The sequence below is a fragment of the Pseudoneobacillus rhizosphaerae genome, assembly GCF_917563885.1.
In the GTDB taxonomy this organism is placed as follows: Bacteria; Bacillota; Bacilli; order Bacillales; family Cytobacillaceae; genus Pseudoneobacillus; species Pseudoneobacillus rhizosphaerae.
Map to the genome: position 1 here is coordinate 55,934 of NZ_CAKJTG010000017.1, position 14,671 is coordinate 70,604.

The 14,671-nt window shown below is 36.5% G+C and carries 10 protein-coding genes; 2 read left to right on the forward strand and 8 right to left on the reverse strand.

Features of this window, described 5'->3' with window-relative positions:
- Positions 1-45: 45 nt before the first annotated feature.
- The 7 genes from addA to LRP83_RS14930 all read right to left on the reverse strand — a co-directional run bounded on the left by addA (position 46) and on the right by LRP83_RS14930 (position 13,105).
- Positions 46-3,810: a helicase-exonuclease AddAB subunit AddA gene (gene addA, locus LRP83_RS14900; RefSeq protein WP_230497474.1), complete on the reverse strand. Its 3,765-nt coding sequence runs from the start codon at positions 3,808-3,810 to the stop codon at positions 46-48.
- Complete coding sequence (gene addB, locus LRP83_RS14905; protein WP_230497475.1) at positions 3,803-7,303, reverse strand: helicase-exonuclease AddAB subunit AddB; 3,501 nt, start codon at positions 7,301-7,303, stop codon at positions 3,803-3,805. Before addB ends, addA begins: the two co-directional genes overlap by 8 nt.
- A 129-nt stretch (positions 7,304-7,432) precedes the next feature.
- Positions 7,433-7,987 carry a signal peptidase I gene (gene lepB, locus LRP83_RS14910; RefSeq protein WP_230497476.1) on the reverse strand — a complete coding sequence of 185 codons (555 nt, stop codon included), beginning with the start codon at positions 7,985-7,987 and terminating at the stop codon, positions 7,433-7,435.
- A 27-nt stretch (positions 7,988-8,014) separates the two neighbouring features.
- Positions 8,015-8,632 (reverse strand): TVP38/TMEM64 family protein, encoded by a 618-nt coding sequence (locus LRP83_RS14915; RefSeq protein ID WP_230497477.1) that lies wholly within the window; start codon positions 8,630-8,632, stop codon positions 8,015-8,017.
- A gap of 57 nt (positions 8,633-8,689) precedes the next feature.
- Positions 8,690-9,634, reverse strand: a complete 945-nt coding sequence (locus LRP83_RS14920) for an LCP family protein (RefSeq protein ID WP_230497478.1) — start codon at positions 9,632-9,634, stop codon at positions 8,690-8,692.
- 156 nt (positions 9,635-9,790) lie between these two features.
- Positions 9,791-10,855: a ribosome small subunit-dependent GTPase A gene (gene rsgA, locus LRP83_RS14925; protein ID WP_230497479.1), complete on the reverse strand. Its 1,065-nt coding sequence runs from the start codon at positions 10,853-10,855 to the stop codon at positions 9,791-9,793.
- Between the two features lie 258 nt (positions 10,856-11,113).
- The gene (locus tag LRP83_RS14930) at positions 11,114-13,105 is read right to left on the reverse strand and encodes a S9 family peptidase (protein ID WP_230497480.1); all 1,992 of its coding nucleotides are present in this window, start codon (positions 13,103-13,105) and stop codon (positions 11,114-11,116) included.
- A 209-nt stretch (positions 13,106-13,314) separates the two neighbouring features.
- Here LRP83_RS14930 and LRP83_RS14935 point away from each other — a divergent pair, with 209 nt between their 5' ends.
- Positions 13,315-13,674: a YhjD family protein gene (locus tag LRP83_RS14935; protein WP_230497481.1), complete on the forward strand. Its 360-nt coding sequence runs from the start codon at positions 13,315-13,317 to the stop codon at positions 13,672-13,674.
- On the opposite strand, the gene LRP83_RS14940 is transcribed toward LRP83_RS14935, so the two are convergent.
- Positions 13,671-14,258 (reverse strand): competence protein ComK, encoded by a 588-nt coding sequence (locus LRP83_RS14940; protein WP_230497482.1) that lies wholly within the window; start codon positions 14,256-14,258, stop codon positions 13,671-13,673. The genes LRP83_RS14935 and LRP83_RS14940 overlap by 4 nt on opposite strands.
- 176 nt (positions 14,259-14,434) lie before the next feature.
- Between LRP83_RS14940 and LRP83_RS14945 the strand changes: the two genes are divergently transcribed.
- Positions 14,435-14,671, forward strand: coding sequence for an IDEAL domain-containing protein (locus LRP83_RS14945; protein WP_230497483.1), 237 nt, complete (start codon positions 14,435-14,437; stop codon positions 14,669-14,671).

Consider the following 14,671-nt stretch of genomic DNA (forward strand, 5'->3'; position numbering starts at 1 on the left):
TAAATGCCAACGTCTTTTTTCATCATGTTTAGTAGGTTTTCATTTTTATATTTTAACTACATGAGCCCCATCAAAGAAGTACAAGTATCTTTCATTAATTGGCTTCTTCAATATTTGTTCTAATGCTCGGGAATATAGCTCCATTTGTAGCTGATATCTTCCTCTAAGGATTGGTTCTGCTTCAGATAACCCACCTTTAAATCGTTCTGTAATACCATCGGTTTTATAATCAAGTAGAACAAATCCATCTGCGTCTTCAAATACACAGTCAATGACACCTTGAATAAAGATTGGTTCGTTTTCACCTTTCCAATCAGGATATACTTCATTTGCAGGGAGTGCAAAACTAAATGGAACCTCTCTTTGGAAATCGGCTGCATGAAGCAAACGACGACCGATGTCTGTTTCAAAAAAGCTTAGAATCTGCCTTGAATCAACCACTTCTTTTTGTTCTGCTGTTAATAGCTCCCTACTGATTAAATCATTTAGTAAGGTAGATATTGACTCAGTTGTAATTGCTTTTTTAAGGTCGATATGCTGCATAACAAGGTGCAAAATAGTTCCCTTTTCTGCTGGTGAAAAGGACTTTGCTTGTAAAAATTTAGGTCTTTTTAATATCGGCTTTTGGAATTTACTTAACAACTCATGACCGCTGTCTTCATTTCCTGTCTCGCGTTGACGCTTCATTTCAGATACTGATTGCTTTGAACGAAATTTAGAGGCTTCAATATATGGATAATTCCAGTTTAGTTGATCGTTTATTAGCCCTTTCCATTCCGATTGGACGGGTACAGGCTCTGTATTCTCAACTAAATCCATGTAGTTTTCCTCTTCTTTGCTCTCTACATCCCCAATATTCATGATATCCTTCGCTTTAAGAAGGTTCAATTTCCAACATGATGGATGTTCCACGATATCAATAGGTACTAATGGATTTATTACCTGTCCTTCATTAAGCAATTCATTACAATGTTGATGACGGATGAGGGCAGGACCTATCCAATCAAGGTAGCTTCCTGCAGAAACACGATCATATTCCTTCAATAACCAATCCGGATGGGAAGTGGTGCTCAGCCATTTATCACGTCTTTTTTCGAAGTCCTTTACGGAAGCTACTAAAAACAATTTCTCTTTGGCTCTTGTTAACCCAACATATAATACCCGCATTTCTTCTGCTAGCATTTCAAGCTTCTTCTTACGTTTAAATGCTAATTGTGGTAAAGAAGGATATGAAATTCGTTTTTCTGGATTAATGTATTTTGCGGCAAATCCATATTCCTTATCAAGCATAAATGCCTTTTTCAAATCCATTGTGTTAAAGTTTCTTGCCAGTCCTGCCATAAATACAAAAGGAAATTCTAGCCCTTTACTACTGTGGATGGTCATGATTCTGACAACGTCCTCTTGCTCACCTAAAGCTCTGGCTGCACCAAGGTCATCTCCGCGCTCCGTCATTCGTTCTACAAATCTTAAGAAACGGAATAAGCCACGGAAAGAGGTTTGTTCATACTGATGAGCACGGTCATATAGTGCTCTTAAATTGGCTTGACGTTGTTTTCCTCCAGGTAAACCTCCAACAAAATCATAAAAATGGGTGTCTCGATAGAGCTGCCAAATTAGTTCGGTTAAGGATCCTTTTCTTGCTTTAAGTCGCCATTCTGTTAAAAGATCTAAGAAATCTGAAATCTGTTCATATAACTCCCCATATTCCTTAGTAGAGCTTTTTTTACAAAAGGCTGTAAGGGACTCAAAAAACGATCCTTTTCTGTTATATGTTCGAATTCTTCCTAGCTCTTCTTCATTTAAACCAACAATTGGAGACCGTAATACGGAAACTAACGGGATATCCTGGTACGGATTATCAATGATTTTTAATAGCGACATCATTATGGCAACCTCAGTTGCTTCAAAATATCCTGTTGATAGATTTGCGTATATTGGAATGCCTTGATGTTTAAATTCCTCCATAATTTGAGGAGCCCAAGTCATTGAACGTAAGAGGATGACAAAATCCCGGTACGTGACAGGACGATACGATTTTGTTTTTGGATTAAATACTTGTTGTCTATTTTCAATTAATTGTTTGATTTTTTGTGCCATTAATCTGGCTTCTAATTGAGATTGCTCTAGGTCTGTTTGATCAAATTCTACTTCCTCTTCACTTTCTGCTTCTTCCTTTGAATCCTCTTGTTTTTCAAGATCTACTAGCATTAATTCGATGGCGTATTCATCCGATTCCGGATAGGGAGCACCTTGTTTTAGCTCTGCAGCCTCATCGTATTCAATCTCTCCAACCTTAACACCCATAAGTTGTTTGAATAAGAAGTTTGTTCCATTCAGTACTTCTTTACGACTACGGAAATTTTTTGCTAAGTCAATTTTCAAACCAGTTTGCTCTTGATTGGCTTGAAATCGCGTATATTTCCCTAAAAATAAATTAGGTTCAGCTAAGCGGAAACGATAGATTGACTGCTTAACATCTCCAACCATGAATAGATTTCCTTCTTCTTCTCGTTCTTTTGAAACCTGTTTGATGATAGTCTCTTGTACCATGTTGGTATCTTGATATTCATCCACTAATACTTCTTTAAAATGATTCCGATAAGCTTTTGCAACTGAAGAAGGTTGAAATTGACCATCTGAAGATTTTTCGGTTAAAATTTGCAAACTTAAATGTTCCAAATCAGCAAAATCCACAAGACCCTTTTCTCGTTTTATAGCTGTAAAACTAGTTGAAAACTTCCTAACCAATTCAACTAAGGTTTCAATATGAATTTTCATTTCTTGCATATCTTTTAGAAAGCTATCAGGCTTTCTTGAAAATAATTCATCCTTCAAATCGGTAATTATTTTTTTAGCTTTATCACGAATTTTTTTAGACTTCTCAATTAAGTCATTATCATACGCGTCTTTTTTACATGATTTTAATGTTGGAAATGCTACAGTCTGCATTTCTTCGTACAACGTTTTCCAAGAAGATTGGTTGGCATTAATTAGTGTTTCGTATATTTGAATATCAGCCAAAAACGTTTCCGCCCTTGGTGCTGGACCTGCTGGTAATTTCGTTAAATCTAGTCCTTGAAGAGCCAAACTCTTCGCCCCTTCAAGTTGTAAACCCATTTCAAATTTTAAGGATTGAAGAAATGGCAATTCATCAATGGGCATCTCAAGGTTAACGTCATACATAGAGATAACCTTTTGTAAGTACTCTTCTGGTGCAGCATTCGCATTCGCAAAATCATATAATTCGCCGATAATTTCTTGGAGCGCTATATCACTGCGATCACTGCTAAAAATATCTACCAATTGATAAAAATCTTCATTATTATCTTGACCATATTCCTCTTCAAATAGGTCATCCAACACTTCATCTCGCAGAAGTTGTATCTCCGTTTCATTTGCAATTCGGAAGCTTGGGTCGATATCAATTAAATAATAATATTTCTTGATCACTTCTAAACAGAAAGAATGGAGGGTCGAAATCGATGCACGGTTTAATAGGCTTAATTGCTTCCTAAGATGTGTTGATTTCGGATTATCGTTTATCGCTTTTTCTAAGGCTTCGCCAATTCGATGTCGCATTTCAGCCGCTGAAGCGTTTGTAAAAGTAACCACTAATAATTCATCCACGTTAATAGGGTCATCTACGGAAATAATTTTTTGGATGATTCTCTCTACCAAAACCGCCGTTTTTCCAGACCCAGCAGCTGCTGCTACTAAAATGTCTTGATTTTTTGCAAAAATCGCTTTCCATTGGTCATCGGTCCAAGTAGCATTTTCAGGTTTTAAAGGAATGAATCGATTAGACATGAATTACTCTCTCCTTTTTGATTCCTTCCATCACTTGGTCTCTCGATTGTGGTGCTAAAACACGATAATCATTCGATTCAATCGATTGGTCAAAATGACATACTGGTTTATAAGAGCAGAAGGTACAAGGTGTTTTATCTTTTAATTTATAAGGGGCAATTTTCACATTCCCTTCGATAAGTTCATTCCCCGTTGTCATGTACTTATCTCTGACATATCCTCTTAATAATTCAAATTCTTCTTTTGATGCGACTTTTGATTTTTTCGATAACGAGCCATCCTTATTAATGCCAGCTGCAATGATCGGTGAGGCATTCGTATCAATGTCATGATCCATTAGACGTATTACATCCGCATCTGCTAAAAGGAGGCCATTCATTTTGAACTTTTTATATAGGTCTGCTTCAATTTGTTCTAGTGTTAACAGTTTCTTTGATTGGACCATCGGATTATGAATATGGAAGTATAGCACTCCTGCCGGAGAAGCTTGTGCCTCTACTAACTTTTCGGAGTGAGTGATGACAATATCTAGATAGGTCAGCATTTGCAGAGAAATCCCATAATAAACCTCCTGCAAGTTAACATCCTTAGCACTTGATTTATAGTCCACTACTCTTAAATAGATTTCATCTTGTTTTTTTGCTTGATCAATACGGTCTATTCTTCCTACTAAGGACATTGTTCGACCCTTTTTCAAGTCGAATTGCAATGGTGGCAAGTCTCCTTTTGGTCCAAAACCAAGCTCTAATCCTAGCGGTGCAAAGCCACTCGCCTTTGCATGCTCACTTAGCACATAGGAAGCACGACTGATAATTTGTTCAAGCTTTCTTTTAATATAGTGATGTCGGTTGGAACTTAATAGGATTTCATTTTGTAGTCGTGGTGCTAATGCCTCAATCGCTTCTCGTGCTAAAAGATCACAGTCTTTCCGCTTGATTTCGGCCCACGATTTATTTTCTTTCATGATTATATCAGATATATATTTTAAGGCCGCATGAAATAACTCTCCAATATCTGGAGCTTCTAAGCGAAAAATTTGTCTTTCCTTTAACCCTAGCCCATATTGGGTAAAGTGAGAAAATGGACAGCTGTGAAAAAGCTCCATTCTTGATACACTTGCTTGAATTTGTTCACCGTAAAGCTCACTTGTTAATTCATCCGAAATTTGAACGGTTGAATTCGTATAAAAAAGGCTTGATAACACCTTCTGTGCTGCATTTTTCCATTCATCATTTTCAATATAATAATGATATACATCCCACCAAAAATCATAAATCGGATAATTTCTCTTCTTCAGCTGAAGTTGGGAAGTTAAATAGCTTAACGTTGTCTTCTTATTAGCCGCATATTCTAGCTGTTGCTTCTCTGGGAGCTCATTTGCATCTGAAACGAAAAAATGCTCCTCATGTTTTGGAAACATTTCTTTCATACGATTTATAAAAGGAGAAGGCATTAACCCTTTCCCTTCCTCATTTGCTAAAGGATAGGTTAAGTAAAGAACATCAGATGGGAGTGTAAAAGCCTTATAAGCAAGAAACTGTTCATCCAGTAGCTTTATACGACTGCTTGGACCTATTCTTAATCCATTCGTTAGTAAGTTTTCACGATCATCATCTGCTAAAATACCATCGTCTGAGAACTTCGCCGGAAACACCCCATCGTTTAAGCCAATCACAAAAACAGCTTTCATTTCAGAGAGCCTTGACTTTTCCAGGTCTGCTACTAACACTTGATCTAAAGACGGTGGGACAATCGAAAAGCGCAAGCTCTCTAACCCTGCATCTAAGATGGTAGCAAATTGTTTAACAGTCATTTGTTCTTCAGCTAGCATTTCCACATATTCATCAAGTAGATCAATAATCGCATTCCAGGCCTGATCATGTTCTCTAGCCTGAATCAGATTCCCCTTAGACTCCTCAAAGTTCTTCCATTCTTCAAGCTTGACAGGAATATCTAATTCCTCAAGGAATAGAAATAATGCTTCGCAATAGTCCCTTGTTTTTTCAGATTTATTTAATCTTCTTGATAATCTTAAAATCGGTGCCGTAATTTTCAATCTGATTTCATTAAGGCCTTGTTCGATACGTTTTTCTTCATCTGATTTAAACGTAGATTCAAACTCTATCCCCTTATATTTCCGATAAATCCAGCGCTCTTTTTTTGTCCAATGTCTACCTTGAATTCCGTATGCCAATACATAGTTCTCTAACTTGTCAGCTTGCTGTCTTAAGTAGGATTCGTTTTCCTTCAACGGATACAAAAGCTCCGTTTTAACGGCTCTAAAAACAGGCTCATAACGCCAATTCGAATGAAGGATTTCCAATGTAGATCGAATCAACTCAATAAGTGGGTGATGCAGCATCGTTCTTTTTTGATCAATAAAAAATGGAATATCAAAATCTTCAAAAACAGTTTGTAGCACTTCACCATATTCATGTCCATTTCGGATTAGCAAGGCAATGTCTCGATATCGGTACTGGTCATTTGCTCTTACAATTTCTTTAATTTTTTGCGCTACACCCTCGACTTCAGCTCTTCTGTTGACAGCTTGTCCTATATGGATGTTTGCTTTTGATTCATATTTTAGGGCAGGTCTTGTATCAAAATGGGTTTCAAGATGCCTTAAGGAATCGTTTGACCACCTTTTTTGCTCTACTCGGTGATAGACTGGTTCAAGCTCAATTCCTTCTGCATATGCCATTTCATAAATGGTTTGGCATGTACTTCCAGACATACGGAACAGATGAAGCTCATCTGGTGGTGTTTGATGAAATGGTTCATCTAGTGTTAATGTAATCGTTACACGTTTACAGGTTTTCATTAAGGCAGAAATGATCATATATTCCTGCGGTGTAAAGCTGTCAAATCCGTCAATATAGATTTCTGCATTTTTTAAATACGAGGATTCTACTGCTTTTTCTGTTAGTAAACGAAAATAATCCTCTGAATCTATATATTTATCCTGCAAGGTGTTTTCAAAGCTCTCATAAATTAACTCTAAATCATGTAATTTATCTTCTAGCACCTTTGTACTATTTTGGTCATTTTGTAATAGATCTTCTCTTTTCATTCTTAACTCTTGCGGCTGAATGCAGTAACGCTTGAATTCTGTTAGCATCCGCTCCATTTGTTCAACAAAGCCATTTTTATCGGCTGCTTTATCAAAAATTTTAAGAGAATCTTTTTTATCATCGACAATTTTGCGTATTAACATATTTAATCCAACGCTTGTTAGATGGTGTCTGCTTATGCCACCCGTTTCTTGTAAAACACGCCATGCAAGACGTGTGAAGCTAAAAACCTGGGCTCTAATCATTCCGTTTATTTCTTCACCTGAAATGAGGCGATACTCAGATAAAAAAGTCATTTGGTCTGGTACTAAATAGATGATTGGATCCCCAGCAGGTGAATCTTGTAAATTACTTTTAATTTCATTTAAGCAATAAGTAGTTTTCCCACTGCCTGAACGACCAATTAATAAACGAACTGACATCCTTTCTCCCCCTTACTGTTTTCTCTATTAGATATTTTAACATAAAAATTAGGCGAATACACGTTCGGAACCACTAGCAATTTTTATCAAAATAAAAAAGCGCATATTTTGCGCTTTCGATTTAACCTATTAAAATTTCACACCTAAATCTTCAAGCGGCCAGTATCGCAGATTAACTTTTCCTACTACCTGATTGACAGAGATAAAACCAAAGTGTCGACTATCCCAGCTTCCTAGTCGGTTATCTCCAAGGACAAATAAATGGTTCTTCGGGACGATTTTTTCTCCAGTAATTTCGTCTAATGTAAAATCACCAGTTAATCTTCCGCCCAAAACCTCATTTCGATATTGATCTAAAAATGGCTCATTATACTTTTTCCCGTTGATAATTAATTGCTCATCTCGATATTCGATTCTGTCGCCTGGTAGTCCAATAATTCGTTTTACATAATCTTCCGTTTCATTCGCATGAAAAACGATTACATCAAAACGATTAAAATCCCCAATTTGATAACCGATTTTGTTGACGACAAGCTTGTTCCCGTCCTCTAAAGTTGGCATCATCGACTCGCCTTCTACCACATAATTTGAAAAGAAAAATATCCGTATAAATGCAAAAACAATGAGTCCTATGCCGAAAGCCTTAAGCCATTCCTTCCCTTCTCTTCTCCATGCTTCGTCCAAAATCTCACCTCCCCAAGGGTATTATGTTCAGCTTGTTTGACGGTCTTTTTTACTACTTATATTTAATCTTACTTCAATTCTTTTCCCAACATACCAAAGAATAAAAATAACAACTAAAACGATTGCGGTTCGAAGAGGTTGAGTAATTAATGATCGAATATCATATCCAATAAAGCTGATCATAAAGATCATGACGATTTTGCCAGTCAGTACAGCTAACATATATTGATAAATATTGATTTTAGATAATCCTGCTACAATGTTTACCACTGCTGAAGGAGTAAATGGAAAGCATAAAAGTAAGAAAATGGGTCCGAATCCATGAGTTTCTACCCATATCATTAATTTCCTTATCTTGGCATGACGCTGTATAAAGGCCAATATTCGCTTTTGCCCAAACTTGCGGAATAGAAGAAAAACTAGTAACGCTCCGGTACAAGCTCCAATCCACGAGAATAAAAAACCGAGCCATAGCCCAAAGGCACTAGCATTCGCCATCACAAACAAAAATAAAGGTAAAAAAGGGAGAAATGCCTCAAGCATAGGTAAAAATATTCCTGGTAATGGTCCTAAAGCTCGGTATTCTTGAATTAACCCCATAATATTTTCAATTGTAAACCATTCTTTTAACGTAGCAAGATCCATTGAATTTCTTCACCCTTAATTAGAAAAGCTTATTGTGCATCCTTTGCTATTATTTCCCTATGGCTGTTGAATAAACTCATGGAATGCTTTTTTGTTTGCTTCCTCATCAATCCATAGAACAAGTCCCTTTCCGTCTATCCGTCGATCTTCATATGTCCCTTGTACTGGTATTCGGAATGTTTTTACATCAGCACGATTTCCTGAAATAAAATCCTTCCCCATTACGAGTAGATTAGATGTTTTAATATTGGTATTTATATATGGCTTTACTACCCCAGCGAGCTTAGGGAGCTTATGAATTTTTTGGATACTAGTTAATTGATGAGCTACTTCTTTTACAATTTTTTGTTGTCTGTCAACACGACCAAAATCTCCTACTGCATCATTTCGAAAACGAACATAGCCTAATAAGTGCTTGCCATCTAAATATTGCTCTCCTGGGTCAATTGATACTCCAATATGATCGGCTTCCGTCATTTGCTTTTCAACGTCCACCTTAACTCCCTTTGGAAAGGCTTCATCAATTACCCGAACAAAGCCTTGAAAATCAACAATCGCATAGTACTGCAAATCAATGTCAAAATTCTTTTTAATCGTTTGTCTAAGTAAATCTGGCCCACCAAAAGCGAATGCAGTATTAATTTTATTATATCCATGCCCTGGGATGTCCACATAAGTATCACGCATAATGGAAGTCACTTTAAACGTTCCGTTATCTTCATGATAATGAGCAATCATTATCGTATCTGCTCTTGACGATGTTTCATTTTCCCTGGCATCGCTTCCAAGGACTAACACATTTGTCCCACCAAACTGATCCTTTGCCCCATCAAATTCAAAACCAATTTGTTCCGGAGCATTTTCAAGGGACTGCGATATTCCTTGCTTGTACTGAAAATAAGCAAATCCAACGATTACAACAAGCAGTAATAGACAAATGGATAAAACTCTTTTAAAGTTAAACTTTCTCCGCTTCTTCTTCAGGTGTTTATTTGATCTCATCTAAGTATCCGTCCAATCTTTCTCGTACTGTATTTTTAATTCTATCCTATTATTTTTAATTTTCTACCTTTTAAAGAAACTCTTATTAATAAAAGTACAGGAAAAACCTATATAAATACAAATAAAAACCCCTTCTTTGGAAGAGGTTTTTAAATTTTATTTCATTTTACTCTTTTGCTTTATTTGTTTATTGATATTTTTCCAATGCTTTTTTTCATCGGACTGAGCTTTTTTATCTACTTTACGATCTAAATACGCCAATTCACGTAATAGTTTCTTATAACTATATAGTCGTTCCTCGGATAATTCTCCGTTTTCTATCGCTATATGGACCGCACAGCCTGGTTCTTTTTCATGCCTACAGTCCCTGAATCGACAAATATCAGTCAAGCTTTCAATATCAGAGAAACTCTCAGCTAACGCGTCAGAGCTTTCCCATAGTTGTAGTTCTCTCATTCCTGGGGTATCGATTAGAATCGCCCCATTAGGTAAAAGAATCATTTCACGATGGGTGGTCGTATGTTTTCCTTTATCATCACCCGTTCGAATTTCTTGAACCGTCTGTTTTTCCATACCTAGAAGAATATTTGTGATGGTTGACTTCCCTACTCCCGAAGATCCTAATAAGGCCACCGTTTTCCCAGGCTGTAGGTATTCTTCAAGGCTTTCGATACCGTTATTCTCTATTGCACTAATCACAATGATTGGTACACCTAATGCTACGGTCTCCACCTCTGCAATTTTAGACGCAATATTTTCACATAGGTCTGCTTTACTTAGGATAATGACAGGATTAGCGCCACTTTCCCATGTAAGGAGCAAATATCGCTCGATTCTTCGTAAATTTAAATCTTCATTTAAGCTATTTACTAGAAAAATCGTATCGACGTTCGCTGCCACAATTTGTTCTTCTGTTACTTGGCCAGCAGACTTTCTTGAAAACTTACTGCTTCGCGGCAAAACCGCGTGAATCGTCCCACGATTTTCACTTGTTCTTTCTTGCAAAACCACCCAATCTCCTACCGCTGGGTAATCTTCTCTTTCTGAAGCGATAAACGAAAACTTCCCTGAAACCTCACAAAGTGGTTCGCCGTTCTCTGTCCAAATTCGATACATTCGTTTATGCTCAAGCGCTACCCGTCCAAGTGTATATCCTTGTTCCTTATAAGGTGCAAAATCCATTTCTATACGTTCATTTTTACCGATTAAGTTTAAATTCAAGTTTGTTTCCTCCAAATGTTTGTTTGTTTTTAGGCATAATAAAAAACCATAGGCAAGCATAGCCCATGGTTTTTTACAAGCATTAGAGGACATAATTGTACACGTAATGACTTTATTAACCGACCAGATGGGCCATGCAACGATATTCAACAATGAGATTTACATTTGATTTTTTCATTACACTTCACCCACCTTTCTCTTAATTAAAATTAGTATATGCGAAATTTTTAAAAATGTAAACCCATGTTTACCCAAAAATTAAATATATTGGTTAAACCAATCCTTTATGGCAGTTAAACGCTCTAAACGAAGCTTCGGATTACCACTTCTAGATAATTCGTGATTCGCTTCTGGGAAACGTAAAAATTTCGTTACCTTCTTTTGCCTCTTTAATGCAATAAATAATTGCTCGGCTTGTTCAATTGGGCAACGATAGTCTTTTTCACCATGTAAAATTAATAAAGGTGTTTTAATTTGATTGACATAAGCAAGTGGTGAATGCTTCCAAAGTTTTTCGATATCGCTTAAGTCTGATTGAATCTGCCATTCCGTAAAATAGTACCCAATATCACTTACTCCATAAAAGCTAATCCAGTTGGAAATAGAGCGTTGTGTGACAGCCGCTTTAAAGCAATCCGTATGACCGACAATCCAGTTTGTCATAAATCCACCATAGCTACCACCCGTTACCCCTAAACGCTCTGGATCAATGAATGAGAACTTTTCTAGTGCAAAATCAACCGCATTCATTAAATCGTTATAGTCATTACCGCCATAATCGCCCCTTACCGCATTGACGAATTCTTGACCATAGCCATGACTTCCACGCGGGTTAGTGAACAATACCACATTCCCTTGACCAGCTAACATTTGGAATTCATGCATATATGAATTTCCGTACATCGCATGGGGACCACCATGAACTTCTAAAATTAAAGGATATTTTTCCTCTGGATTGAAATTAGCTGGGTACATTAGCCAGCCTTGGACGCTTAACCCACCTTCACTTTCAAAATAAAAGCTTTCTACAGGTGATAGCGAAATGTCTTCTAAAGCTTTATCATTTACACTTGTAAGCTTTACCGTTTCACCTGTTGTGATTTTTAAGGAATACATGTCACTTGGCTCTGTCGGTTTACTGATAGCTACAACTGCTTGGTCTTTCCCATCAAATGCTACTCCATATACATGTTGATCCTCAAGTAAGGCTGGATAAATTTCACCATCAAGGTTTCCATAATATAAACTAGTATTTCCATGGTCAGTTGCCAGGAAGTAGAAATGATGATTGTCTTTTGCCCATAACACTCCAGGATCTACAGTGCCTTGTTGGAAATCTCCTATTGTATTATCGCCAATCATCACATCCCATTCAGCTGTTAAACAGCTATGCGTTTCCGTTTCTAAATCATAAATCCATATTCTAGATAGCGTAGCATTTTCAAACTCTCGATTACTTCCTGCCATCGCTAAATAGCGACCATTGGGGGACCAAGTGACATTTCCAAAATAACCATCACTATTAGTTATTTTATTTAATTCCTCTGTTTCAACATCGAGTAGGAAAACATCCGTTAAGAAGGAATTATCACGTTCCTCATTTAAATCCCCCGTTACGGCAATGTATTTTCCATCTGGAGACCAGCTTTGTAAATAGTAATCGCTTTTACCTGAGGTCAATTGTCCCAATTCACCAGTTTTAATGTCTACAGTAGCTATTTGTTTATAGGTACCGTTCCAAAAACCTTCTCCGTCTGATTTATATTTCATTTCTTCAACAACTAAAGCGGTTAATTCCTTGTCTTTTTCTTCTTTTTTCTTTTCTTGTTTTGGGGCAGTCTGAATCGTTTGGTCTGGCTTTAATGAGATAGAAAAGGCAATTTCCTCTCCATTTGGTGACCATATAAAATTTCCAACCCCATTTTCAAAGAAGGTTAGCTGCATAGCCTCCCCACCTTTTTCTGACATGACAAAAATTTGATTACTGCCTGTACGATTAGAGATAAAGGCAATACGGTCTCCTGCTGGTGACCATTTAGGTGAATGATTCCGATGCTTTCCAAAGGTCCATTGTGTTGCTGATGTATTTTCTGCCAGAGCTTTCATAAAGAGATTAGAAATATAGCTGTTTTTTTCTTGATCAATAGAAGTCTCTACAAATAAAATTTTTTTACCATCTGGAGATAGTTGCGGATTAGCAACTGATTTTAATTCAAATAGATCTTTAGCTTCCATTCCTCTTTTGGTCATGCTTTAACCATCCCTCCACACAAAATGCTTATCCAAAAGGACTTCGACAGTAGAAATAATTTTCCTTCAAATCCATAAAAGAATTTTCCATCAAGAGAAAAAAACCCCAAATATTGGGGTCCTCATAGCCTTGCTTTATTGAATTATTTTTTGTATTATTTAGTTACGAACAAACGTTCTTTATCAAAATGGAAGGAGCTTATAATATCATGACTCGTATCCCAGAAGTGGAAAGAGATATTATCGAAAAAGCGATTTATTTACCTATGGTGTTAATTGTTCTTAATCGGGACTTAACCGTTTTTAAACAAAGCCCCTTTAAACTACGCAAACCTTATTTGGAACTAGTGGAAGATGCGATGAAGATTATTCAAAAAGAACTTTACGAAGTGAAGCGATTTTTACGAAAAAACCAAATCCAGGTGAAAGAAATTGATCGTGATGACTCTTTTACGATGTTCTCATTTCTGTACAAAGGCTATGAAGAACAGCATAGCTACTTTAATCCACGAATACGAAACAAAGTTCAAGAATTAATGGAGCATTATTTATTTAAAAGGTTTGTCTAGCTCTCGTTTTGTAGATGGGTTGTTTTTCTATTGCCTAACTTTCCATACTCGTCCTTATTTTCTGACGCTGACATTTTAGTAGGACTGTAATAATATAGCTGGCTCTTTCTTCTTTCCATATCGTTAATTCGTTGCATGAATTTATTTCTTAAATGAGCAGTCCTCAACAATTGATTAGCGAAAGATCTAGCAGATACAGGGATTTCATACGTTTCCTTATTGCTAAATGTTGCAAATGTACTCTCAGATGTAGCTTTTCGATAATTTAATACATGCTGGTCATTCACCCAGGTACAATCTTGTCGATTCGGTGATGTTGTTGGGAAGAAAAAAAGTGTGGGGTAAATTGAAATTGGGGCTTTATGGATTTTTCCGATTACATTGTGACTCCCTTCTATTCGCCCTTTGTAACTTGAACAATAAAATTGGCAGCTTGCTTTCACAATATCCAATGGTTTAAATGGTACTATAAAATCATCCTCTAATTCATATATCCTTGAATAAATCTTACTACCATAATACTCTGGCATAATTAACAACGTACATTGATTAATGATGTATTCCTCAATCATTCTATCGTTCAAAACAAACCAGCTCCCTTCATATTAAAATAATCATAACATTCACAATACATTAAATTACAAATTCTAATAAAAGTTGCGAAATATGTCACATAAATTATTTTCAGAAAATTGTAAATTCTTGTTGATATTATGCCAGAGATTCCATATAATATAAAAAAGCATCAGGGGTGATGAGCATGAAAGACAAATCTTACTCAAATTTAATGAAGTCCGGTGCGATGAACCGAATGAACGAGAAAGAAGCTTTTGTACAAAATTTGTACATTGAAATGATTCTAGGTGAAATTCAACTCCGGGCAGAAAAAGAAAAGCTCCAAAAAAGAATTGATACAGCTATCGACCAACGGAACAAAGAAAGCTTTATGCAGTTATCTAAACAGCTAAACGAGCTAAATAAGCGTTTTGGGTCATAG